Below are 24,076 nucleotides of genomic sequence, written 5' to 3' on the forward strand. Positions count from 1 at the left end.
GCAGCAAGGGCAGACAGCAACTTTCACGGTAGCCCCCAGTGCTGGGTCACAGATCGGCTCTGTGTCGGGATGTGGCGGATCCTTATCCGGGAATACCTACACGACCGGACCAATTAATGCAGCTTGTACGGTCACGGCTTCTTTCGGTCTCGTTCCTCTGCCGCCCGAGACCTTTACCGTATCGACATCTGTTTCCGGTAACGGAACTGGCTCAATCACCCCCGGGTCCGCAACCGTGGCATCTGGTGAAACGGCGAGTTTCGAGATAAGCGCAGACACGGGGAGCACGCTTACCAATGTTTCGGGCTGTGGCGGCAGCCTGGTGGGCACGACATACACGACGGGCCCCATCACTGCTGCCTGTACGGTGTCTGCGAGCTTCAGTTTGAATACGTATGAGGTGACGGCAACGGCCGGCGCCGGCGGCGGTATAAGCCCAAGCCTGCTAACAGTTCAGCACGGTTCGACGACCAGCTTCACTTTGACGCCGGATACCGGGTATAGCATCGCCTCAGTCCTTGGCTGCGGCGGTAGCTTGGAAGGCCAGGTCTACACGACCGGTCCGATCACGGGCGTATGCAGCGTAACGGCCGAGTTCGCCATAAACACATACGAGGTGGCTGCGACCGCCGGGCCAGGCGGATCTGTAACACCGGAGTCCAGAACCGTAGCGCATGGGTCGACAGCCCGCTTTGCTTTGATGCCGGACGAGGGATACGAAGTCGAGCAGGCCAGCGGCTGCGAGGGAGAAATTGACGGTACCGACTATGTGACCGGTCCCGTAACCGCAGATTGCGAAGTCAACGTTAGCTTCATTGCCCGACAGTTCAGTATCGTTCTCTCGAGCAGTTCTGGCGGGAGCACGAGCGGGGCCGGCGTCTACACGTTTGGAGAGGAGGCTACGCTCACCGCGACAGTTGGCGCAGGGTATGACTTCTCTGGCTGGTTCGAGGCGGGAATCCTCGTGTCCTCGGAGCCGGTGTATCGCTTCGTCGTTGACTCAGACCGGAATATTGCTGCCGCTTTCAATCCGTTCCCGGATGTCATCGTTGGTCGGGTGGCCGGCTTTGATCCGACGCGCACGACCCTCGTTACCCTCAGTTCGGTTGATACACCTGACACCCTTGAGTCCGTTCCCTTAGGGCCGGACGGTGCCTTCATATTCTCGGGATTGCGTGAAGACCAGCGGTACCAGGTTTCCGTCTCCCAGCGGGGCAATCGTTTCGTGCCAGTTGTGGGCCCAGAGGTGCTCGCCGACTCGGTCACCGCGGTCCCACCCATGTCTTTCGAGACGACTTCGGGCCAGGATCGAGTCGCTCTACCGGGGAGTGAACTCGAGTTCCACGGGCTCCCGGTGGCTGGCCTTGAATCAGACCGGTTCGTTTACGAGTGGTTCGGTGACGTTTCTGTAGCGGGCTATGAATATTCTTCGTACGTAAACGAGCCGCTTGCAACGACTTTTGATGGCAAGGATCTTTCGGATGTCGATGGGCACAGCGCAGCCACGCTGATAGAGCGATTCGGGGTCGTCCTCGTCGACGATGAAATGCCTTGGTCGCCCGAGCATGCGACTCGTCTCCTTCAGGGCATGGAGCGGACCGGGGAACCGGAGGCCATGGGTGGTCATGTAGCCAATCCCGAACGGCTGCCGTACCCGAGTCGTTGGGCGCTGACAGCCGATACGCTGCCTAACGATATTGAGATCGCGGTGGACGAACTCGGAGATCAATACGTCCGCATTTCCGCTTCTGCCTTCACCTACGCGAGTCCCATGTTGGGCACCATAGAGGGTAAGCGAGGGCGGTTCTTCTCGAACCGTCTTTTCAAGTCAATCGTTCGCTTTGTGACCGATCATGGACGAGATATCAGCAAGGCTGCCGAAATCATTCAACGGCGTTACGGAGTAAGGATCGCGACCGACGCGTATTTCGACGGAATCTATGAAACTATTCCTGTCATTGAAGTAGATCGTTCGGCGAGTGTCTGGCAGACATTTCATCCTGAAGAGGTTGTCGAACTCATCGCGATGCTCGAGGAGTTTCCGGAAGGAATGCGGGACATAAGCTTTCCTTCAGGGCCGGGAGGGCTGCGTTACATTCTCAGGCGGCGCGACGGATTGCCCCATCCTCTCTATCCGCAGGCGCCTGCAGTCGCGTGGACAGGGGCTCATTACATTGAGTTTCTAGACATCGCATTCGCGGTAGATTCTCTGGCCTATATTCAGCGCCTCATCATCCACGAGAAGGCTCACTTCTTGTGGGACTACAGTCTCTCGGCGGAATTGAAGTACGACTGGCTCAAGTTAAGTGGCTGGTACCGATCCGACGGTACGACCGACGGCCTTTGCGATTTGTGGCAAGCCGACCCAATGAGCTGGATTCCCCCAAATACATCTCCTGCAGATCTTTCTGCGCTGACCGAGGCCCACGATCACCCTCCTGGCGATGGCACGCAGCCTATCGCAGAAGGATGGGCTTCCTGCAGTACTACCCAGTTCGTGAGCGCCTATGCCGCCGCGAATAATCCTGGCGAAGATATGGCGGAGAGCATCTCTTATTTCCTGACGAACCCGGATCAGTTGCGTTCCACTTCTTTGCCAAAATACGAGTTCATCCGAGATTTCATAATGCAGGGAAGCGTGTATGTATCCCTGTTTCGTCCAGACCTAACGTTCGAGGTATTGAACCTCTACCCGGATTACGTCTATCCCGGGAAGATCGAACGCGTGCAAATCGAAGTTCTCGGGGCCCCGGATGAAGACAAGCAGGTGACCGTAACGCTTGGCCTAAGTGGTGGAGCTAACTGTGCGGCTGCCACGCCAGACGCATGTTTCGAAGGCGCATCTGGTGGCTTTATGAGGCTCTTGAGTCGCCTTGGCACTTTTCAGGATGTTTACTTCAATACCGCTAATGGGGCGGGCTTGGATAATACTTTGGTTGCCCGATTCACCTTGTCCAGCGAAGCTGCTGCTGGATGGTGGTCGCCACGGGATATTGCGATTTTCGACGGGGTGGGGAATCGCCGGGTTCAGAAGATGACCAATTCTGACTTTGGATGGCAGCTGTATGTGAGCAACGCCAATGAGGACATCGTTCCGCCTGAGTACGTTGTCCAATCTATGTCGACGACGCTATTCAACCCTGGAGAGGCTGGTGCAAGCCCAGACTTGGCCAGTGATGAGAAAGAGTTGGTCCTCAGTTGGAGGGTGCGAGAGAGTAGTATCGAGGTTGTATGCTTCGCTCGCGTGATCCGTTACTCCGAAGTCGAGGCGGAGACACGTCGTTTCTATGACTTGTACGCAGATGCTACGGTCCTCCCGGGAGGGCAGAGCGATGGGGCGACCCACACATGCGAGATCAGATGGCGGATCACGCGATTCATGCCGAGTGGCGTTTATGGTCCGGGTTTCATCTCGCTAAGAGATCGTGGGTATAACTGGGCGAGTCAAGAATTCGCACTCGACCATCCCACGTACGAGGTGCCTCCGACTATTGATGTATTTAATCCGTTTGAGGATCTGGCTGCGCCTTTGCTAAATATTTCTCCGTGTGCCACTGACGACCCGGCTGAGGAGTGCATACGCATCAGTGGAACGCCAGTGAATCCCGAAAGCCCAGACGGGGAGACGATTGTCAGAATTAGCTACTGGGCCTACGAGGAAACACCGTTGGAGAACGCATCGGGCGTGAGCATCGTCACCCTTGCATTAAGAAATCCGCAAGGCCAGGAGTACTTCTGGTATCACGGTGATGGATCCACGGGTGTCGCGGGACGATCTCCCAGTATTCATCGACCCTATTTCGAGTGTCCTTCGCTTATCGTGGAGGAGCTTGGCGAATGCGACGCCACTACGAAGATCAAGTACGAGTTCGAGGTCCGTTTGCCAGTTGGTTCGGCCCCGGGGATTTGGGGGTTGGTCGAAATGACTGTCAGTGACTTTGCGGGAAACTTCTTGCGAGTGCAGTTCACGGAGGTCATAAGATTTGACCTTGAGTAGCCGACAGACGCCGATCGCCGAGAGAAGTGCCGGCTTATTGCCCACGACAAATGGGTTCAGTGGCGGCTCGCAACGAAGGGATTCCAATCCCTTCGCCTCCCGCCATAAAACCCCAACCGATTGAAAAGCATGGTGGGCCCGCCAGGCATCCCCGGCGCCTCGATGAGGCACCGTTCTCTGGGCTAGGGTTTTGAAGAGCCAACCAAAATCACGTCGGCATGGCTGCCGTGAGTGTCCGGATCGCCAGCAAGCATCGTCAGGCAGAAAAGACCTGCGCGGAACGGTCACACTGCTGAGCATCAGCGATATATCAGGGAATAATCAGCGTTTCCTCTGGCTATGTGCCGCCGGTACCGCGATACTCCAATCTCGATCAACCATCAAGCGTATGGCCGTGACCGCGGCTGGCGTTCGATGGGTGCATTCGAAAAAAGCAATCAATCAAGAGGAGTCAAATAATGAAGAATAATTTTTTCAGGGTACTTGCCGTCGTTTTGCTGAGCGTATCTGCGATGAGTATTGCGCAGGCGCAGGAAGAGCCCCCTTTCATTCCGGGTGACTATTGGGAAGTAACCGGCGTGAAGACCGCCGATGGCGCAGGCTTGAAGTATGCGCGATGGCTTGCCGGCGAATGGCGCAAGAACAGCGAGTTCGCCAAGTCGCAAGGATGGATCAAGGATTTCATGGTCATCAACAACGTTCATGCTCGCGCTGATGAGCCGGACCTTTATCTCATTCGAGTGTTCGAGAACATGGCGACCGTTGAAGAGGGCGAAAAGCGTCGCAAGGCATACATGGCCTGGGCAAAGCGGAGTATGGATGAGATGGCTGCCGAGAGTGGCAATCGCGCCGAGTATCGTACGATCATGAGCACGTCACTGCTGCGCCATATGAAGTTCCGCGACTAGTTTGTAACCAGTTGTCGAATTAAAGGCAGGCGGGTCGATGACCTGCCTGCTTTTTTCTTTTGGAGACCGTCCTTCTGCTTCCCAGGATCCCAGCTCCCCAGCGTCCCACCTTCCCAGCGTTCCAGCGGCCCGCGCCGCCCAGCCCCGCCTATGCCCCACACCAAGGGATGCCAATCCCTTCGCCTCCCGCCATAAAACCCCAACCCTTTGAAAAGGTTGGTGGGCCCGCCAGGCATTCCCGGCGCCTCGATGAGGCACCGTTCTCTCGCCTATGGCTCGAGGGCGAACCTGGATGTGGTATACGGGAGTCTACGCCTTAGAAGAGCAGGGAGTTACGCCCATGCTAGGCTTACTATCCGGCGTTTTTGCAGCGTTACGATCCTGCTGTTAATGCTCAGACTTTGTATTAGGCAGGACAGGAGACTGCGTCGTGGGTATCGACGTCCGCCAAGATGACCTCTCCTCTGCGGAGGTTCACTCGCTCATCACCGAGCATCTTTCTGGCATGTACAGCAACTCCCCGCCGGGCCACGTGAATGCACTCGCCATCAAGAACCTTCAAGCGCCGGGCGTCACTTTCTGGACGGCGTGGGTAGACGGAATCTTGAGCGGGTGCGGAGCACTGAAGGAACTAGACCCGCTGACCGGCGAAGTCAAATCAATGCGCACACGCTCGGCCTTTCTGCGTCGCGGTGTCGGGCAAGCCATCCTCGATGAGATCGTTCGTACGGCCCATCAGCGAGGATACTCACGTCTTCTTCTCGAAACGGGCACTGGCCCGGCCTTCGAGCCCGCCCATGGGCTCTATCGGCGCAATGGCTTCGAGTGGAGCGGTTCGTTCGGCGAATACACCGCCACAGACTTCAATGTGTTCATGGCCAAGGCTATCGTCTAGACGTGGTTCGGCCTAAGCACAGGTTCCAGCCGCCTGAATCCAGGCGTTAGCCGGAAGAGACATCCCAGTGGACATCGAAATTCGCCAAGCCAACCTGGTTGACATCACTGGTCTCATGGACCTCGTGAGGGCGTGCATCTTGAAGATGCAATCGCAAGGCATCGAACAGTGGGACGACATATACCCGGACCCTGGGACCATCCAGCGCGACATCGACGATGGGGCTGCGTTCGTTGTTAGGATTGCTGGAGTGGTTGCAGGGATGGCAACGTTGAACGAACACCAGAGTCCAGAGTACGCCGATGTCTCTTGGCGGTTCTCCGGTCGGCCGGCTGTGATTCATCGCCTAATGGTGGCGCCGGAGGCCGAAGGGAAAGGTGTCGCGCGTGCCTTGATGCGCTTTCTAGAAACACGTGCCGAAAGCATCGGTTGCAATTGCATTCGTATTGACGTTTTCGTAAAGAATCCCAGAGCCGTGCGGTTCTATGAGCTCTCGTCGTACCAGCTTGCGGGGCACGTGAGGTTTCGAAAGGGGAATTTCTACTGTTATGAGAAGATTCTCGGAACCGCCGGCTAACTAGCGCATGCAGGGCACACCGCTTCGCGGCGCCGCTGATGCTCAACGTTATTTGACGCAGACGGCGTGTCGCAGCGGCAAGGGTGATGTCTGCGTTCGACCCCGAGGACACGGCAATTGCCGAGAACGGGCCGACGCAGTTAACGGGCGCCGCCCCGGCTATGGCTCACACCAAGGGATTCCAGTCCCTTCGCCTCCCGCCAACGCCCCTAAGCGCATGTCAGCATCGTCGCCCCCGCCAGGCGCCCCAATGAAAAAGCCACCCCGAGATCTCCCGAGGTGGCTTTCTTGATTGGGCAGTTCGCTGTTAGCTGGCCTTGATGCGTCTGCGCATGCCCATGCCGACCAGGCCCAGGCCGAGGAGGGCGAGGGTGCCGGGCTCGGGGACAGATGCGACAACGGCGACTTCATAAGTCCATCGAGAGGACGCCCAACCGGTGGGCTCTTCACCAGTATTCGCGACGTACCACAAATCAACGCGAGTTGTACCAGAACGACTGTAACCACTGAAAGCTGAAATTCCGGCAATCGTCGGAATACCTACGAGGTCAGTCCAAGACTCTTCCGGCCCGATGAGTTCCTGCAGACCTGAGAACCACACAAGTTCTTCGAAGCTGAACAGGCCGTCACCGGTGTCGTTATAGATGACCTCAAAACCGGAAAACGCCCCTGCCGCATCGCCATCGTTGGTAGCCGTAATTTTCATCAGACCAGCTTGTGCCGCCGTTGGCCCTGCCAGCAATCCCACGGCCAGCAATCCCAGAATCTTTCTTTTCATGTTGTTCTTCCCTTGCCCTATTGCCCACGACCCGTGGGGACTCGCAAAAAGTGCAATATCTGCGCCAATTGGGGTGGCGTCTGAAAAATCAGATGTCTACGTGGCTTGATTTGCCGCTCCAGGTGATGCTGCGCTGCGCCATGTAAAGAGGATCGACAACCTTAGCGCGAATATGCTGGCCTTTGCTCGCGGGATCAGGGCAGCAAATCAACGGGCAGCGGAGCCTGTGGTTTGCGACCTGGAGGCCGATCGCCAGCCTGCCACCTATGCCGACACCAAGGGACTCCAATCCCTTCGCCTCCCGGCATAACTCCCGTAAGCCCATGATTTTCATGGTGGGCCCGCCAGGAGGTACCGGCACCTCTGCGAGGCACCGGTCTGTCGCCTTCGGCTCGAGGGCGAACCTGGAACCAAGGGATTATGTTCAATTCATTAGAAATCAGCGCTTTTGTTTTTTATATTTCGAGATTCCATGGATGGGCGGCTGATGCTGGCGGGCGTCGCAAGGGTGTCTTTTTGCAGCACTCATTGTCCCTCTTGGCTGATGCTCGCGGCCGAGCCTCCGGCACTTGCCGAGCTTGAGAATAAGACTAAGAAACCATACTGAGGAGAGTAAATTGGCCAACATTTACGTCAGAGGGCTGTGGCCGGCCCTCGCGCTTTCGGTGGTGTCGTCTGCCGTCAACGCGCAAGAGGCCAGTGGTTTTGGAGGGGATTTCGCCCTGTCGATCAGGGATTGCACTAGCGTCCCCGCCCAGGACTCATGCGTCTTCCCGGGTGATCCAGCAGACGGAAACCGGCCCATCCTTCAAGACTTCCAGTTCGGCATTGCGGGATCAACGACGGGGTCGATTCAGCTGGAGGCATTCGGTTCTGCAGAGGGGAGTGTGGACTTCGGGGGGGGCTATTCACTCCTACGCTCAGGAACGCCGTGGCAAGTTCCGCCGTCGCTCGCAACGGCGCTTCGATCTTTGCACGACAGACTTTGACATATACAGGGACAAGGCCAGTCTCGGTCCCGCTCGGTGGCTTCTTCACGTACTCAATGACGGGAACCGCCGACCCCACATGTCGCCTATCGAAAGAAATACCGGCCCTCCCCAACCCGCAGCACCTATATATCAAGGATGAGTGCAGCACGCTGAATATCGCGCTTAGGGTTACTGATCTCCAGACGAACCAGGTTCTCGCGTCAGAGTTTTATCAGTCATCAGACGCGCCTATCGCAAGCCCGCTTCTGGTTGGCGCTGAAGTCGAGATGATTCCAGGACGTGCCTACGAGATTTACGCTCAGGTGCAGACCATCGCGCGTGGTGCCGGGCAGTCAATAAATTCGCTTAACTCCTTCACGATCGGACTTGTCGATCCAGAAACCGGCGAAGTGACCAAGGATGTTCCTGATTCGCTACCTGAGCTGCAGGAAACCCTGATTCCTGCGAGCGATGAGAACCAGCCTTCAGGTATCGGAATCGATGTGCTCCCGGGTTCTATGGCAAATGCGATCAAAGTCGACCGACTTGGTGTCGTGCCGGTTGCGTTGATTACGACCCCGGACTTCTACGCACCCGATGTCGACCGGAATTCGTTGCGATTCGGCCCTGCGTCGGCTTTGGTCGCGTTGCCGGGTGGTGGAGTCGAAGATGTCGACGGCGACGGTGACATGGACTATGTCATTCACTTCCAGGTATCCGAGACGGGTATCAGCTGTAGTGACGAACTGGTCTACCTTTCCGGCTCGACCTTGTCAGGTGACATCGTCTTCGGCTCGGACACGGTGAGGCCGATCGGCTGCAAATAGAACCTCATCGCACGACGCGATCGAACAGGGGCCCCACCTCAGGGTGGGGCCCATTTTGGTAGTGGCTTGTTCCTTCTTTCTGGCCTAGAAGGCCCACTTCCGTCCCTCCCTAAGCCCTGGATTTTATTGATGGGCCCGCCAGGCATCCCCGGCGCCTCGATGAGGTTCAGTCGCATATACTCCGCCGACATCCATTAAAAAAGCACGGCACGGCCCTGGGTGGTCGCCCGCACGCAAGATACTCACTGGAGAGCCAGACGATGAACATCGAACCAAAGGCGTTAAGTGAGTCGGTGCTGCGCCGTCTTACCAGCGACGCCATTACCACCTTTCTGGGTGAGTCGGCGGCTTATGAAGCGGCCGCCAGACCGGGCCTTCAGCTGGCCCTGTCCAATGAACCTGTCGCTGATATGAACATGCTCGTAGTCGGCGCCGGTGCCGATCACAAACATTTCGCAGCGATGGTCAATGGCTGCCTGGACAGGCAGCTGCCCTTTCTCGTACTGATCTTTCCCGAAGCGGGAAGAGCAATTGACGAAATGGCCTTGGAGCTGGGTCTGGAGTACGCAGTGGAATTCCCAATGATGGTGCGTGATGACCTGCCCCTCGAGCCAGGGGGTAATCCGGATGTGAACGTTAGCCGCGCTAGCGATGAAACTGACTGCGACGGCAGCGCGGACGTCATCGCCTCCGCCTACAGCATGGCAAAGTCCAGCGTTCTACGTGCCCTTCCCCCATCACTCTTTGAGACTCCCGGCGCCGATGTCTTTGTTGCACGCATCGATGGCGAAACCGTCGGCTCCGTGACCCTGACTTACCACGGCGAGACCTGCGGCATCTGGGCGATGGGCACCAATAGCACTCTGCAGCGCGGCGGCATTGGATCGCGACTGCTATCGACCGCTATGTGTGAGGCCCGCCAGCATGGAGCTCGACGCTTCTTCCTGGGCGCAACACCAGCGGGATTTCGCCTATACGAAAAGCTGGGTTTCAGGACCGTTTGTTCCGCAAGGGTCTGGGTGTCCGGTGAAACCCACCAGGCCTAGTTGTGTAAACGTCCGCTCCTGGTCGTTAGCGGACCTTTTCGCCCCGCCTATGCCCACACCAAGGGATTCCAATCCCTTCGCCTCGCGGCATAAAACTCCAACCCTCTGAAAAGGTTGGTGGGCCCGCCAGGCATCCCCGGCACCCCGGTGAGGCAGCTATCTCTCGCCTAGGGTTCGAGGGCGAATCTTGAACCAAGGGATAGGTGGATGATCCTTTGATCGATTTCCCGAAGCGGACTTTAGTCGTTTGTTACTATCGGCGGCGCCAGGCGACCCACAGCGAACGTACAAAGTCGGCCGCGAGACGGAGCGAGCAATAACCAGAGGACCAGGAAATGTCAGTAGAAAAGTGGCGCGACTGGATGGAGCTCATCGCGTTAATCGCCGTTGTCGCCTCGTTGATCGCGCTAGTTGTGGAACTTCGGCAAACCCAGGTAGCGTTGCGCGCGCAAGCCTATCAGGCAAGGGCGTTTGACGGGATCGCATGGAATATGGAATTTGCAAAGGACGCGAGCATTCGGGACATGCAGGATAGATTTTATGAACCAGACTTCGATCCGGATTCCCTGAGCCCGTCTGAATTATCTATCGCAAGACGGCTGATCACCATCGTCAGAATCGATCTCGATAATGAGCACTACCAATTCCAAAGCGGATTTCTCGATGAGAGTTTCTACCAGGGCGAGACGGTCCCGCGCATTCGCTCAAATGCTCCGCTTTGGAGAGCGATGGGAATTGTCTCTCCCCGGCAAGAGTTCAGGGCCGAAGTGGATCGAATTCTTGGCGTGAATCGAGAGTAGTTGAGCGAGCGTCCGCTTCTTGCCCTTCGCGGATAACGTACACTCGTCGCGACGAACTTGCTCGGTTGCGGATTTCGGTGCCTGCCATAGCGATGACCGGAGTGTTCCCCAGTTCCACCTATGCCGACACCAAGGGACTCCAATCCCTTCGCCTCCCGCCATAAAACGCCAACCCTTTGAAAAGGTTGGTGGGCCCGCCAGGACTCGAACCTGGAACCAAGGGATTATGAGCATCAGGTACAAGTGCTTGATTGCTTTAGCTAATTAGAAGAAAGCTAAGGGCTTTTTCACCGCCCTTATCAGCCGGATTCGCCCGCCCGAACCGGCTTCCGAAACGCCGTCCGAACCTGCTGCCAGAAACCAAGGGACGGCGGATCCCTTGGTCTATCCCGCTCAAGGGCTTGGCGAAGGTGTCCAGTCGGCTCGCCCGAACTTGGGCCGAGGTCGGTCCGAGAGTGTCCGAGCATTGTCCGAACGAACTGAACCAAGTTTGCTCGAGATCAGGTCAAGCCCATCGGCCCTCGACATTCACGCCGTCGAGAAACAGCATGTGGAAGTGGATGCTAAAAACTCAGAACGCGAACCGCAGGCCCACGTTCCAGAAGGTGATCTTGCCGAGCTCGTAGCCGGTGACCAAGGCCATGTCAGGCCGGAAGTACCAGCGGCCGTTCAGGGCGAGCAGGATGTCGGCGTCGAAGGCATCGGAGCCCTCGCCGACGACCTCGCCGACCGAGGTGTAGCGCGCGTGGCCCTGCAACTGGAGCGTCGGCGTCGCTGCCCAGAGCATGCCGATCTCGCCGCCAAATCCGGTGTCGTCGACGTCGGCGTCGAGATCGAAGCCGGGGACCTTCACGTCCTTGAACTCGATGCCGTCAAAGCTGAGGCGGCCGTAAAAGCTCATCGTGGGCGAGAACGGGTAGGCATAGCCGACGCCGAGCCGCCAGCGCACCACGTCGTAATCACCCTCGAAGTCGTCGACGCCGTCGCTGACCTCGAGCTCCTGCCCGGTCATCGCATACTCACCGAACAGGTGCATGTTGTCCCAGAACTCCCACGCGCCGCCGATGAAGGCGCCGCCGCCGGCATCGGACTCGACATCCAACGCGCCGTTGTTCGTGAACGCGTCGGACTCCTCCACGTCGTTGACGAAGCCGGCGATGAAGCCGCCCTCGATGTAGTTGAAGCCGAGATCCTGGGCCCCTGCAGCCGTCGGCGCGCCCAGCGCGACAGCCACGGCAAGTGCGAGCATATTGTTACGAGTGGACATGCGTTTACCCCTGTTTGGGAACTGGCAGATACCGATGGCCGGATGTTTCGTGAATCGCGACAAACTGGATTCTCCGCTTACACGCGGACCCTGGCCGAAATTTCGATCTCGCGCGAGGTGTTCAAAATCGGCGTTGAACCTGATCGAGCGGAAGGGCCTGGAGGCGGTGATCTAACCTGGGCTAAATGCTGCGCGTTTTACCAGGCGTACTCGATGATCAGGCCGAGCAGCGGCAATGTTTCCTCTTCCTCATCGACAATTTCCCCCGTCAGGATGTTGAACTCGGGCTGCAGGCCAGCAGGACCACCGTAGACGTTCAACACGTCGGCGAACAGCACAAGATCTACCGCTCCGATCCGACGACGGTAATCGACGCGCACGTCGAGTGAATGGAACGCATCGCCGCGAACTGAATTCAAATCGAACCGCTCTTGTGAGAAGCGCTCGGGCGGGTTCGGCGCCAGCACGTCTTCGTGCACGATGTAGCGGTAGGTCGGTAGCCCGGAGCCATATTTCCAGCGTGCCCCTACCTGCCATCGATCGTTGATCTCCCAGCGCCCGCCCACAGAGACGAAGTGCTCGCGGTTGAAGTCCCAGTCGTACTCGCCCCGCCCGTCGTTATCGTCCACCCGGAAGCGATTCCAGGAATACACGAAGTCGGCCGACCAGCCTTGATCGAACCTGCGCGTCAACACCAGGTCCACGCCGGTGTTGGTGCCCTCGCCATCATTCGAAATTAGACCGCTCGTGCGTCCGCTCTCAACGAGCTGGTTATCGATATCCTGGTAGTACGCCTCTACGAGCAGATTCAGGGTGTCGCTCAGCCGATAGTCGAAGCCCAGGCCGAAATGCGTAAGCTCTTCACTCTCGAGATCAAAGTTATCAGGGTCGGCCGCGCGCGCGAGGTTGCTTGGCGACTGATAGAAGATGCCAGCCGTTGCCGACAGTCCTAGCCGGGGTGAAACCACATAATTGAAGCCCAATCGTGGCGAAACAAGGTCCTCGTCACCAAAGCCATTATGGTCGTAGCGAACGCCCGCACGCAGACTGGCAGCGCCCCAGTCGAACAACTGCTCGCCGTAAACAGCGTAATTGGTTTCGCTTGCGCTATAGATCGAGTTGATCGCATCTGGTTGCAACACGATGAAGTTTGCACCCGGGGGGCGCGGATCGTCGGACTCGAAGATGTAGCGTATCCAGTCCTCCCGGAGCTCAGTCGAGTAGTCGAGATCGCTGTTCGCGAGTTGCAGCCCGGCACGGAGTATCCCGAGCGCGTTCCCAAACGATATGTCACTGCGCCAGCCAATTTCCGACTCTTTTTCCTTCACAGTCAGGAGTCTTTCGCGAACCGGTACCTGGTCGGCCGGCGTACCCGGCGGCACCAGATCCGGGAAGGCCTCGCCCTGGGACGACACTCGGTCGCTGTCACGGAAGTAGATACGGTTCGTCCATTCGCCATCGTCGCCAAACTTCCGCCGCCAGGTGCCGCCGATGAGCGCGAGGTCCTGCTCGTCGTTCTGCAACGTGACGTCCTCGATGCCCTCGTCCTCCGCGGCGGCGAGGATGTGGTTAATGTCCCGTGTGTACTCCTCAGGCGCGTATATAGCGAGAAACTCGAACTCGTTGTCATTGTCGAGATATGTGCGCGTCTTCAGGATCACGTCCGTGGACACAGGTGCACCCAAAGACTCTTCATCAATAGTTTCGAAAAACTGCCCGAAGTCGAAGCGCCTCGCCTGCAGGAACATCGACGTGTCGTCGTGGAAGCCGCTCGGTCCCTCGTAAAGGACTTCGGCGCCCGCGAGATCGAGGCGCAGGCTGGCGACAGGCGACGGCGCTCCATCCACGACCTCGAGTTGCAGGAGCGACGCGTTGCGGCCGCCGAACTCCGCACTCCAGCCGCCAGGCGAGAACTCTGCCCCGGTAATGGCATTGGGTGCAAAGACGGAGTAGCGGCCGCCATTGAGGACTTCGATCTCATCGCCCAGCGTCTGTTCGAAGTGCGCGACTTGCTGGAACGGGAAACCGTCGACATAGATGAGGTTGCGTTTCGGGCCATGGCCCCGCGTGGAAAAACTCGCAAACTCGCCGTTGGAGACGACCCCTGGCAGGCCGCTCAGCGCGCGCATGACGTCGCTGCCGCTGCCAGGCGCGTTACGGAGGTCGTAGCGGCCCAGGAATCTGTTCGAGACGGCGCCGAATGGGTCGGCCTCGCGGGCACGACCGACAACGACGATGGAGTCTATCGAGGCGGGCACCTGCTGCAGTTCGAAGCGAAGACTGCCTGTCCGTCCTTCCAGTACTCGGACCGCGGGCTCTACGGCCGTGACGTATCCCGCCGCTTCTGCGCGCAGTTCGAAGAAACCGTCTTCCAGGCCGTCGAGCAGCGCCAAGCCTTTATCTGTGGTTGCCGAGCTCACATCGCCATCACGCGACTCGGCCGTAACCGTCACACCATCGACGGGCCGGCGCGTCACGGCATCGATGACCTCTACCGATATCGCGCCAACCTGGGCAACAGCGGGAGTTGCCATGAGTAGCAGAAGAAGTGCCTTTGGCATCCCGAAAGCAGCTCGATTGAAACTACGTAACATGGCGAAACCTGCGGAGATGTGGTGATTTCGAGGTTAATCTTGTGAAATACGTGCGGTATTCCAAGAATAGCTTAGCGACTGTGAAAGAGTTGTCGCCGAACCGTGGCCTTGCGGTCGATATGCGAAACTGATGGCCGGTTAGAGAACGACACGCGTCGTCGCCATACCGCGAACCGGATCGAGGGGATGCGGTCGTTCACGTTTTGGTCACGTTGCGGCGACCGATTGGTCAGCCTTCGCGACGAAGAATAGTACGTGTCGGCAACGTCCACGGGAGGACGGCAACGATGACACAGGCTCCGCGTGCAAACTGCATCCGTGTACTGGTGGTCGAAGACAATCGGGACATCTGCGAGAACATAGGTGATTATCTCGGTGCCCGAGGCCATATCACCGATTTTGCACACGACGGTATCAGCGCAATGCATCTGGCGCTGACGGAACCGATCGACGTAATCGTTCTGGACGTCATGCTCCCAGGCATGAATGGATTAACTTTTTGCCGGAAATTGCGACGCGAGGCGAAACAAGATACTCCCGTCCTGATGCTGACGGCGCGGGATACATTGCCGGACAAACTGGCAGGGTTTGACGCTGGCGCCGACGACTACCTGGTGAAACCGTTCGCACTTCAGGAGTTACATGCGCGCCTCCTGTCCCTCTGCAGACGCGGCCAGGCAAAGACCGGGCAATTGCTGAGGGTCGGGGACTTGACGATGGACAAACAGACCCTCGAAGTCCGGCGAGGTAGTCAAAAACTGATTCTTAACCCTGCGTGCCTAAAGATTCTGGAGCGGCTGATGGAAGCTTCACCCGCTGTTGTGATGCGCGCCAGTCTGGAAACCCTGCTCTGGGGTGATGAGCGACCCGATAGCGATGCGCTTCGTTCCCATCTGTACAAGTTGCGCCAGGCGATAGACAAGCCCTTTGATCGGCCGCTATTGCACACCGTGCATCGCATTGGTTACCGGCTGGCAGAGTTGGACGACAATGTTCCGGCATAGCCTGCGCACCCGTGTCGTCTTCGCGTTTGGATTGTTCGCAGCGCTGCTCGGCATCATCAGTGGATTCGGTACATTTGCGGCAACGGTGGTCACCGAAGACCGCATATTGGAGAAGCAGCTTCGCCTCTCCGTGACAGACTACATTCGCCGATCCGGGGTCGATCCCGACGCGCCGCTGCCGCACTCAGCTTATGTGAAGAGCTATCGCGAGCCCGTCGACATGCCAACAGCATTGCGCGATTGGGCGGCCGACATGCCCGATGACGGATACTACGAATTCGAAAGTGATGAATTACATGTCGTTGTAGTCAACACCGACGTACCTCCGAAACCCCTGTACGTCGTGGCCGACGTTTCGGGCATCGAGGCTTCCGCATCCGAGGAAGTGTGGCTGATCACCGGCTTGGTCACAATTGTCTCGATGTTGACCCTGCTGGCGATCGTCCTGGGTGCCTTTATCAGCCGTCGTGCCATCGATCCCGTAATACGCTTGGCCAAAGCGGTTGGCGGCATAAACTCCGAAGAGCTCTCGGACGACGATTGGCGGCGCGTCAAGGCGGACTGTTTTCACGACGACGAGGTCGGGCTCCTGGCAAAGACCATCGAGAAGACCCTGAAGCGCATTTGCGCGTTTATCGACCGTGAACGCTATTTTACGAACGCCGCGAGTCACGAACTGCGGACGCCGATAACCGTCATTAGAGGAGCGTTGGAACTGCTGGAGCAAGCCGAGCTTTCCGAGAATTCATCCCGGGCAATGGGGCGCATCAAACGCGCAACGCTCGACATGCAAACGACAGTCGATATGTTCCTGTGCCTGTCTCGGGAAACAAATGACAGCAGTTACAGCGAACACTTCGAAGTCGGCCCCTTGGTTGACCAAGCGATCGAGCAACAGCGCCATCTGTTAGCCAACAAGGAGATAACCGTCGACGTGAAGCGCTTGAGTGACCCGAGTTTGCTCGGTCATCCGCAGGCATTCGCTATCGCAGTCGGCAACCTTGTTCGCAACGCATTCGAACACACGCCCCATAATCAAGGTCCGGTTAGCGTCCGGATCGATCAATACGAAGTGTCCATCAGCAACCACAGCGGCTTGGAGGTCGACGATCCTGAGGAACTGAGTAAACGGCGTTCCCGAGGATCGGAGACACACGGATTTGGACTCGGGCTCGGCATTGTCAAGCGACTCTGCGAGCACAATGGATGGACATTCACGCTCGACGTCAACCGGGGTGCGATCGACGCTTGTTTGTCATGGGAACCTCGCGGCTTGAACGCCGATCCAAAGGCGTCGGAACTACTTTGCGTCGCCGAGCCGGCGATAGGATTGCAGGTCAAGCATCTAGAAGAGGAGCTTGCCTCGACCCGTTCATGAACTGTCGCCTTGACGGGGAAGCTTACGCAGTCTCGCTCGGGTTATGGGAGACACCAAGGGATTCCAATCCCTTAGCCTCCCGGTATAACCCACCTAACCCCATGATTTTCATGGTGGGCCCGCCAGGACTCGAACCTGGAACCAAGGGATTATGAGTCCCCTGCTCTAACCATTGAGCTACGGGCCCGCGAGAGGTAGCGGAAGTATACCCTTGGGAATTGCCATGATGATTGACGGCTGGCAACGAGCCAGCCGGCCTCAGCGCAGGTCGTACCAGACCCCTCGGCCGCGGCCGTGCTGGTTGAGGGTGCCGCGTCCGACCAGTGCCCGGAAGTGCTGCTTCAGCGTGTTGCGGCTGGCCCCGGTCAGTCTGATGGCCTCGCCAATGGTGACGCGGCCGTGCTCGCGGGCGAACTCGACGATCTGTAGCTGGAGTGCAGGCATGGCCGCCAGCACGATCCTCTCGCGCTCGACCTTCTTCTCCAGGCGTCGCACCTGCTCGGCCAGGGAGCGCAGGAAGAACATCAGCCACGGCTGCCAGTTCGGCGACTCCGTGCGGATCGTGGCCTGGGTCTGGCGCAGCGCAAGGTAGTAGGCTTCCTTGTCCTGTTCGATCACGCTCTCCAGCGAGCTGTACGGCACATAGGCGTACCCGGCCTGCAGCAGCAGGAGCGTGGTCAGCACCCGGGAGAGCCGTCCGTTGCCATCCTGGAAAGGGTGGATCTCCAGGAACACGACCACGCACAGGGCGATAATCAGCAATGGGTGCAGCCGGGCCGTCTCGCGCTCATTGTTCAGCCATGCCACCAGTTGGGTCATCAGGCGGGGCGTGTCGAAGGGCGACGCCGTCTGGAACACGATACCGAGCTGCCCGCCGGCCTCGTCGAAGGCGGCGACGCTGTTCGAGTGGGTCTTGTAGTGGCCGCGATGCCGGGCGTCTTTCTCGCTGTATCGCAGCAGCACCTGGTGCAGCTGCTTGATGTGATTCTCAGCGAACGGGATGTCCTGCCAGGAGGAGAACACGAGGTCCATCAGCTCGGCGTAGCCGGCCACTTCCTGCTCGTCGCGGGTGGCAAAAGCCTTGATCTCCAGGTTCGCAAGCAGTTGCTCCACTTCCCGGTCGGACAGCTTGCTGCCCTCGATGCGAGTGGACGAGCCGATGCTCTCGATGGTCGCCACGTGGCGCAGCGCCGACAGCCGATCGGGCGCGAGCGTGCCCAAGGCGCGCCAGGCGCCCTTGAACTCGTCGATCCTGGCGATGAGGTTCAGGATCTCCGGGGTGATCTGGATGGTGTCGGTTCGCAGCACGAGCCAATAGTACGCCCATTTACACCCAATTGGGCGTGGACGGGTGAGAAATGGCAGTGTAGAGCGCCGTGAAACGGTAGCCTCGGCGTCGCGCCGAGCCGGTGCACGAACTCGATGAGCCGAAGCTGGGCCGAACCGTTAATGACAATGAGGCAAGGCAGCTGCGGTGGTTGCAGGAACGGATTCCGGAACCTGCGACCCCCGCCCGGTACCACGTCCCCGACCTGTGAACTAAGCTCAAGGCATCAGTGCAACGAGGAACGAGAGATGCGCACGAGACTATTGATGGTTACCGGCCTCGCGCTGCTGTTCGCGACCACTGCGGTCGTGGCGGATCCGAACAAGCCTGGACAGGCGGGCAAAGGCGAAGCGCAGAAGGAGTGGGCGAAGGAGCGCCGCGACGCCGAGCACGAGCGCCGTGACGCCCGGGAGGCGGAGCGCGAGAGCCGCAAGCGTTACGAGGAGATGGAACGCGAGGAACTCAAGCGGCGCGAGGAGTTCGATCGCGAGCAACGCCGGCGGCTCGAGGAACTGGAGCGGGAGCGGCGCGGCCCTCCTGGCAGCTCGTGAGGTCGACATGTCCGTAACCCACAGGCACCTCGGCAACCACGGCGTGCGGGTCAGCAACCTCTGTCTCGGCACGATGAACTTCGGCTGGCACACCTCGGAAGAGGACAGCTTCCGCATCATGGACCGGGCGCTCGAGCTCGGCATCAACTTCTTCGACACCGCCGACGTCTACGGCTGGGGCGGGGAGCCCGGGTCGACGGAAGAGATCATCGGGCGCTGGCTGGCCCAGGGCGGCGGGCGCCGCGAGGCGATCGTCCTCGCCACCAAGGTCTACGGCACGATGAAGCGCCAGGACACCCGGCCGGAGCCGAACAGCCACGGCCCCGGCCTCAGCGCCTACAAGATCCGCAAGCACCTCGAGGCGAGCCTGCGGCGCCTGCAGGTCGAGCATGTGGACCTTTACCAGATGCACCACGCCGATCGTCACTGCCCCTGGGACGAGATCTGGCAGGCCTTCGACGTCGCGGCGAAGCAAGGCAAGATCATCTACGTCGGCTCGAGCAACTTCGCCGGCTGGGACATCGCCACCGCCTGCCAGGAAGCGTCGCGGCGCGGTCTCATGGGGCTGGTGAGCGAGCAGAGCATCTACAACCTCGAGAACCGCATGGTCGAGCTCGAGGTGATTCCCGCCTGCCGTCACTACGGGCTGGGGCTGATGCCCTGGAGCCCGCTGGCCGGCGGCTTCCTGGGCGGCGCGCTGGAGAAGCACGACGGCGGCCGGCGCACGGAAGAGAACTTCGCGAAGCGGGTGGAAGACAAGCGTGCGCAGCTGCAGCGCTGGGAGGACCTGTGCCGCCGCATCGGCCATCCGCCGGGCGAGGTGGCGCTGGCGTGGCTGCTGCACAACCCCGTCGTCACTGCGCCCATCGTCGGTCCGCGCACCGTCGAGCAGCTCGAAAGCGCGGTGCGGGCCACCGCGATCGAGCTGGACCGGGAGACGCTGGACGAGCTGGACCAGATTTTCCCCGGCCCGGGCGGCGAGGCGCCGGTCGCTTATGCGTGGTAGTTGGGCTGCCTCGTGGAGCTTCTGCAGCTGCGTGATCACGCAGTCACGAAACAGAAGCGTCTGAGTCGAGCTAGCGAGCGAACGCCTCCACCCACGCCGCCGGCGAAATCACTCGACTCGCCGCCGGCGGCCTCGCCTGCAGCAGCCGATCCCCGGTCACGAGGATGCTGTTCTCGTGCGCGGCCAGCAGCGCCCACAGGTGATCGTCGCCCCGATCGGGCGCGGGCGCTGACGGCGACGGCTCGCGCCAGATGGCGTTCGCGGCCAGTTCGACGAGCACATCGTCGACCTCTGTCTCGCTCAGTCGGTGGAGTTTCGCGATCTTCGGCCGCAGCAGCACCGTCCGGTACTCCTGCAGCAGCGCCGGCGACACCAGGTAGAACAGCCGCCCCGACAGCATCGCATCCAGGATCTCCGCGACGGGACTGTCGTCTTCAGCCGTGATCAGCCCGGCGACAACAACGTTGGTGTCGACGACGAATACCGGCGGGTTCATCGCTTGCGCGCGGCGCGGGTCTCTTTCACCGCCAGTTCCACGGCTTCTTCCGCGCCAAGCCGGGCACGCTCCCTGGCCCGGGCGACCAGCGCGCGCGCGTCGGCCTGGGGCCGGATGCCGCGCAGGCGCAGGCTCTCCTCGATGATCGAGGTGATGGAACGACCCTGCCGCGCCGCGGTTTCCTTCAGGGCGCGATGCAGTGCGTCGTCGAGCGTGATCGTGAGACGGCTCATGCGCCGGACTCTATCACTTTCACACCAACGCACCAAGACACCTAGTCCCATCGGTAATCCACAATCGCTATTTCGCCATTCCGCGAAATAGAATCCTCCCATGGCCTCTCCCGCACCCGTCACCCCATCCCTCGACCCCGCCCCGGTCTTCAAGGCCCTCGGCCATCCCGCCCGCGTCACCATCGTCCGAGAACTCATCGCCGGCGAGAAATGCGTCTGCGAGCTGGTCGAGACCCTCGGCCTCGGCTGGTCCACGGTGTCGCGCCACCTTTCGGTATTGCGCGAGGCGGGGGTCGTCGCCGACGACAAGCGCGGCCTGCAGGTCTTCTACCGCCTCGAGCTGCCCTGCGTGGCGCATTTCATCCGCTGCCTGGACGCGCCGGGCAGCCACCCGGAGCTGATGCGGCCGCCCGGGGGCTGCTGCTGACCGTCCATGGACGCCCGACGCGAATTTCGCATCGCCGCGCTGCTCGCCGCCGTGTTCGCGGCCTTCTATTTCCTTCCGGTGGGCATGCCGCGTTTCGACGGCGCCGTCACCGAGGCGCTGGAGCTGACGAAGTGGTACGCCCGCGAGCACGTCATCCTGTGCCTGTTGCCGGCCTTCTGGATCGCGGGCGCCATCGCGGCCTTCGTCTCGCAGGCCTCGGTGATGCGCTACCTCGGCCCGAAGGCGCCCAAGCCGCTGGCCTACGGCGTCGGCTCGGTCTCGGGCACCATCCTCGCCGTGTGTTCCTGCACGGTGCTGCCGCTGTTCGCCGGCATTTACCGCATGGGCGCGGGCCTGGGCCCGGCCATCGCCTTCCTCTACTCGGGACCGGCGATCAACGCGCTGGCGATCATCCTCACGGCCAAGGTGCTCGGGGCCCAGATCGGCCTGGCGCGCGCCGTCGGCGCGGTCGTGTTCAGCGTGGTCATCGGCCTGTTGATGGCCTATTTCTTCCGCCGGGACGAGCGCGAGAAGGCCGCCCGCGCGGTCAACCTGCCGCAGCCGGAGGGCGGGCGCCCGCTGCGGCAGACGGCCGCCTTCTTCGCCACCCTGGTCGGCATCCTGGTGTTCGCCAACTGGGGCGCGTCGGGCAGCGACGGCTTCTTCGCCACGGTGTTCGCGCTCAAGTGGTGGTTGACCGGCGGCCTGGGGCTGCTGCTGGCCTGGCAGCTGTGGCGCTGGTTCGGTCTCGAGGCCGGGAAGCTCGCCGTGGTGGTGGCGGCCGTGGCCGCCGTCGCCGTCATCAGTGGCGGTCATGCCGCGGCGGCGGTGCTCACCGGCACGCTGGGACTCGCCTGGCTCACCGCGGGACGCAAGGACGAGGCCGGCGAGTGGTTCGACCAGGCCTGGGGCTACACCAAGCAGATCACGCCGCTGCTGCTCGGCGGCGTGCTCGTCGCCGGCCTGCTGCTCGGGCGTCCCGGTTACGAGGGGCTCATACCCTCGGAGTGGATCAGCCAGTCGGTGGGCGGCAACTCGCTCGGCGCCAACCTGTTCGCCTCGCTCGCCGGCGCGCTGATGTATTTCGCCACGCTGACTGAGATCCCCATCCTGCAGGGGCTGATCGGCAACGGCATGGGCTCGGGCCCGGCGCTGGCGCTCTTGCTCGCCGGGCCGGCGCTGAGCCTGCCGAACATGCTGGTGATCAACTCGGTCATCGGCCCGAAGAAGACCGCCACCTACGTCATGCTGGTGGTGGTGATGGCCACCATAACCGGCTGGATTTACGGAGCTATCTAGACCATGAAGACCATCCAGATCCTCGGCACCGGCTGTGCCAAGTGCAACCGCCTCGCGGAGGCGGCGGAACAGGCCGCCAAAGACCTCGAGCTCGATTACCAGCTCGAGAAAGTCACCGACATGCTGCGTTTTGCCGACTTCGGCGTGATGATCACGCCGGCGCTGGCGGTGGACGGCGAGGTGAAGGTCTCGGGCCGCGTGCCGTCACAGGACGAGCTGAAACAGATGCTGGCCTAGGCCGACGCGCGTGCTTCGCCCGTTGCACCCCGGCCTTCGAGTACATAAAATCTGATTTCATCTGATTCCTGGGTGTGGACATGCGAAAGATCACCGCTACCGAGCTGGCGCGCAACCTCCGCGCGGTGCTCGACAGGGTGCGCGAGTCGGGCGAGTCTTACGTCGTGGAGCGGGGCGGGCAGCCGGTCGTCCAGGTGTCGCCGACGCCCGGTCGCCAGGACGCCCAGCAGGCGCTGGCCGACCTGTACCGCACGCTGCCCCCCGAGGCGGCGAAGGACTGGCTGGATGACGCCCGCCGCGGTGGCGAGGCGCTCGACGACGCGTTACGCGATCCGTGGGCTTCCTGATCGAAACCTGCATCTGGATCGACGTCGAGCAGGGCCGGCTCGGTCCGGCGGACGTGGCGGCCTTCACGGGCGATGCGCCGGTCTACCTCTCGCCGGTCACGCTCGCCGAACTGCGCCTCGGCATCGAGATGGCGAAGGATGCTGGTGTGCGCCAGAAGCGGTTGGCGACGTACCGGCGGATGAAGCGCAAGCCCTTGCTGCCGATCGACGCCGACACAGCGGACGTGTTCGGGGAGATTGCAGGCATCCTCGCCCGGACCGGCGCACGCTCCCACCGCACGCGCGTGCAGGACCTGTGGCTCGCCAGCCAGGCCATCCAGCACGGGCTCGGCCTCGTCACGCGCAACCCGGCGGACTTCGCCGGGATTCCCGGGCTCGAGGTGGTCGAGGTGGGACCGCCGCCCTGACCGCCGCAGGGTACCCGGCAGGTCAACGATTTTCTTTCAGCTTGCGCCGTTCCTCGTCCAGGTCCCGGGCCAGCCGCTCGGCCGCTTTGTCCAGCACCCCTTCTGCCACGGTCCAGCGGCCGAAGGCGGACGTGGCGTCGATGTCGCGGTGGCTGCGCGTGGCGAGGAAGGCGACGCTGGGCTGCGCGGCCAGGCCCTCGTAGATCTCCCCGCTGATGGTGATCGAGCCGAGGAAAGGACCCTCGGGACTGCGCATGTTCACCAGCGCAAACGGCGGCACCGTCACCGCGACCTGCGCCGCGTCCGTCGGCTCGAGCTCGGTGACGCGGAAATACACGCCGAGTGCATCCGCGGCCGGTTGCTCGACCAGTACGAAGTGGCGGCCAAGCTGCTGCTTCAGCGCGGTCTCGGCATGGATGCCGATGCGGCGGGCCTCGTCGGTCGCGACCGCGGTGCTCTTCTCGTCGCCTTTGATCACGACCATCACGGGCGCCACGTGGATCTTGTCGAAGCGGCCGAGGTTCATGTCGGGCTGGGTGAAAAGCAGCGTATTGGCTTCGTCCGCACTGACGGTGAGCACCGGGTAGTCGGCGGCGCCCTGCGACGGGGCCTTCACGGCGCAGGCCGAGAGTCCAAGCGCCAGCACAGGCAGCACCAACAGTGCATGCGTTCTCATTTTTGCTTCCTTGTCGATCGGGATGGGG

General features: G+C 60.6%; 24 protein-coding genes and 1 tRNA gene. 16 read left to right on the forward strand and 9 right to left on the reverse strand.

The genetic code is table 11. The features are described from left to right. Positions 1-235: 235 nt before the first annotated feature. The 4 genes from G8346_RS03345 to G8346_RS03360 all read left to right on the forward strand — a co-directional run bounded on the left by G8346_RS03345 (position 236) and on the right by G8346_RS03360 (position 6,377). On the forward strand, positions 236-3,997 hold the full coding sequence (locus G8346_RS03345) for a hypothetical protein (RefSeq protein WP_166048224.1): 3,762 nt from the start codon (positions 236-238) through the stop codon (positions 3,995-3,997). A 458-nt stretch (positions 3,998-4,455) separates the two neighbouring features. Next, complete coding sequence (locus G8346_RS03350) at positions 4,456-4,905, forward strand: hypothetical protein (RefSeq protein WP_166048227.1); 450 nt, start codon at positions 4,456-4,458, stop codon at positions 4,903-4,905. 430 nt (positions 4,906-5,335) lie between these two features. After that, on the forward strand, positions 5,336-5,800 hold the full coding sequence (locus G8346_RS03355) for a GNAT family N-acetyltransferase (protein WP_206202565.1): 465 nt from the start codon (positions 5,336-5,338) through the stop codon (positions 5,798-5,800). Positions 5,801-5,867: 67 nt separating this feature from the next. Further along, complete coding sequence (locus tag G8346_RS03360) at positions 5,868-6,377, forward strand: GNAT family N-acetyltransferase (protein ID WP_166048229.1); 510 nt, start codon at positions 5,868-5,870, stop codon at positions 6,375-6,377. A 307-nt stretch (positions 6,378-6,684) separates the two neighbouring features. Here G8346_RS03360 and G8346_RS03365 read toward each other — a convergent pair whose 3' ends face one another. Both G8346_RS03365 and G8346_RS03370 read right to left on the reverse strand, forming a co-directional pair. Next, a complete protein-coding gene (locus G8346_RS03365; protein WP_166048231.1) occupies positions 6,685-7,155 on the reverse strand; it encodes a PEP-CTERM sorting domain-containing protein in 471 nt (156 codons plus the stop codon). Between the two features lie 88 nt (positions 7,156-7,243). Further along, positions 7,244-7,489, reverse strand: coding sequence for a hypothetical protein (locus G8346_RS03370; protein ID WP_166048233.1), 246 nt, complete (start codon positions 7,487-7,489; stop codon positions 7,244-7,246). Between the two features lie 597 nt (positions 7,490-8,086). Here G8346_RS03370 and G8346_RS03375 point away from each other — a divergent pair. The 3 genes from G8346_RS03375 to G8346_RS03385 all read left to right on the forward strand — a co-directional run bounded on the left by G8346_RS03375 (position 8,087) and on the right by G8346_RS03385 (position 10,799). Further along, the gene (locus G8346_RS03375) at positions 8,087-8,953 is read left to right on the forward strand and encodes a hypothetical protein (protein WP_166048235.1); all 867 of its coding nucleotides are present in this window, start codon (positions 8,087-8,089) and stop codon (positions 8,951-8,953) included. A gap of 260 nt (positions 8,954-9,213) precedes the next feature. Continuing rightward, positions 9,214-9,999, forward strand: a complete 786-nt coding sequence (locus G8346_RS03380; protein ID WP_166048237.1) for a GNAT family N-acetyltransferase — start codon at positions 9,214-9,216, stop codon at positions 9,997-9,999. A gap of 335 nt (positions 10,000-10,334) precedes the next feature. Beyond that, complete coding sequence (locus tag G8346_RS03385; RefSeq protein WP_166048239.1) at positions 10,335-10,799, forward strand: hypothetical protein; 465 nt, start codon at positions 10,335-10,337, stop codon at positions 10,797-10,799. Positions 10,800-11,370: 571 nt separating this feature from the next. On the opposite strand, the gene G8346_RS03390 is transcribed toward G8346_RS03385, so the two are convergent. Together G8346_RS03390 and G8346_RS03395 are read right to left on the reverse strand one after the other, a co-directional pair. Further along, positions 11,371-12,066, reverse strand: a complete 696-nt coding sequence (locus G8346_RS03390) for an outer membrane beta-barrel protein (protein WP_166048241.1) — start codon at positions 12,064-12,066, stop codon at positions 11,371-11,373. A gap of 197 nt (positions 12,067-12,263) precedes the next feature. Continuing rightward, positions 12,264-14,660, reverse strand: a complete 2,397-nt coding sequence (locus tag G8346_RS03395; protein WP_166048243.1) for a TonB-dependent receptor — start codon at positions 14,658-14,660, stop codon at positions 12,264-12,266. Between the two features lie 314 nt (positions 14,661-14,974). Here G8346_RS03395 and G8346_RS03400 point away from each other — a divergent pair, with 314 nt between their 5' ends. After that, positions 14,975-15,664 (forward strand): response regulator transcription factor, encoded by a 690-nt coding sequence (locus G8346_RS03400; protein WP_166048691.1) that lies wholly within the window; start codon positions 14,975-14,977, stop codon positions 15,662-15,664. Beyond that, entirely contained in the window at positions 15,651-17,042 is a 1,392-nt protein-coding gene (locus tag G8346_RS03405) for a HAMP domain-containing sensor histidine kinase (protein ID WP_166048246.1), read from the forward strand. Before G8346_RS03400 ends, G8346_RS03405 begins: the two co-directional genes overlap by 14 nt. 111 nt (positions 17,043-17,153) lie before the next feature. On the opposite strand, the gene G8346_RS03410 is transcribed toward G8346_RS03405, so the two are convergent. Together G8346_RS03410 and G8346_RS03415 are read right to left on the reverse strand one after the other, a co-directional pair. After that, positions 17,154-17,229: transfer RNA gene (locus G8346_RS03410), tRNA-Ile, on the reverse strand. 71 nt (positions 17,230-17,300) lie between these two features. Then, entirely contained in the window at positions 17,301-18,350 is a 1,050-nt protein-coding gene (locus G8346_RS03415; RefSeq protein ID WP_166048248.1) for a DUF977 family protein, read from the reverse strand. A gap of 285 nt (positions 18,351-18,635) precedes the next feature. On the opposite strand from G8346_RS03415, the gene G8346_RS03420 reads away from it, so the two are divergent. Next, complete coding sequence (locus G8346_RS03420; protein WP_166048250.1) at positions 18,636-18,920, forward strand: hypothetical protein; 285 nt, start codon at positions 18,636-18,638, stop codon at positions 18,918-18,920. 7 nt (positions 18,921-18,927) lie between these two features. Beyond that, positions 18,928-19,926: an aldo/keto reductase gene (locus G8346_RS03425; protein ID WP_166048251.1), complete on the forward strand. Its 999-nt coding sequence runs from the start codon at positions 18,928-18,930 to the stop codon at positions 19,924-19,926. Positions 19,927-19,996: 70 nt separating this feature from the next. Here G8346_RS03425 and G8346_RS03430 read toward each other — a convergent pair whose 3' ends face one another. Then, a complete protein-coding gene (locus tag G8346_RS03430; protein ID WP_166048253.1) occupies positions 19,997-20,422 on the reverse strand; it encodes a putative toxin-antitoxin system toxin component, PIN family in 426 nt (141 codons plus the stop codon). Beyond that, positions 20,419-20,655 carry a ribbon-helix-helix protein, CopG family gene (locus G8346_RS03435; RefSeq protein ID WP_166048255.1) on the reverse strand — a complete coding sequence of 79 codons (237 nt, stop codon included), beginning with the start codon at positions 20,653-20,655 and terminating at the stop codon, positions 20,419-20,421. The genes G8346_RS03430 and G8346_RS03435 overlap by 4 nt, the downstream gene beginning before the upstream one ends. 100 nt (positions 20,656-20,755) lie before the next feature. Here G8346_RS03435 and G8346_RS03440 point away from each other — a divergent pair, with 100 nt between their 5' ends. The 5 genes from G8346_RS03440 (at position 20,756) to G8346_RS03460 (ending at position 23,372) form a co-directional block, all read left to right on the forward strand. Then, positions 20,756-21,082: a metalloregulator ArsR/SmtB family transcription factor gene (locus G8346_RS03440; protein WP_166048257.1), complete on the forward strand. Its 327-nt coding sequence runs from the start codon at positions 20,756-20,758 to the stop codon at positions 21,080-21,082. A 6-nt stretch (positions 21,083-21,088) separates the two neighbouring features. After that, entirely contained in the window at positions 21,089-22,381 is a 1,293-nt protein-coding gene (locus tag G8346_RS03445; protein ID WP_166048259.1) for a permease, read from the forward strand. A 3-nt stretch (positions 22,382-22,384) separates the two neighbouring features. Then, positions 22,385-22,618 carry a thioredoxin family protein gene (locus G8346_RS03450; RefSeq protein ID WP_166048261.1) on the forward strand — a complete coding sequence of 78 codons (234 nt, stop codon included), beginning with the start codon at positions 22,385-22,387 and terminating at the stop codon, positions 22,616-22,618. 80 nt (positions 22,619-22,698) lie between these two features. Further along, positions 22,699-22,965 carry a type II toxin-antitoxin system Phd/YefM family antitoxin gene (locus G8346_RS03455; RefSeq protein ID WP_166048263.1) on the forward strand — a complete coding sequence of 89 codons (267 nt, stop codon included), beginning with the start codon at positions 22,699-22,701 and terminating at the stop codon, positions 22,963-22,965. Further along, positions 22,953-23,372, forward strand: coding sequence for a type II toxin-antitoxin system VapC family toxin (locus G8346_RS03460; RefSeq protein WP_166048265.1), 420 nt, complete (start codon positions 22,953-22,955; stop codon positions 23,370-23,372). Before G8346_RS03455 ends, G8346_RS03460 begins: the two co-directional genes overlap by 13 nt. Positions 23,373-23,394: 22 nt before the next feature. Here the strand turns inward: G8346_RS03460 and G8346_RS03465 are convergent, their stop codons facing one another. Continuing rightward, complete coding sequence (locus G8346_RS03465) at positions 23,395-24,048, reverse strand: DUF3313 family protein (RefSeq protein WP_166048267.1); 654 nt, start codon at positions 24,046-24,048, stop codon at positions 23,395-23,397. Positions 24,049-24,076: the final 28 nt, after the last annotated feature.

This window comes from Thioalkalivibrio sp. XN279, assembly GCF_011089885.1.
GTDB lineage: Bacteria > Pseudomonadota > Gammaproteobacteria > Steroidobacterales > XN24 > XN24.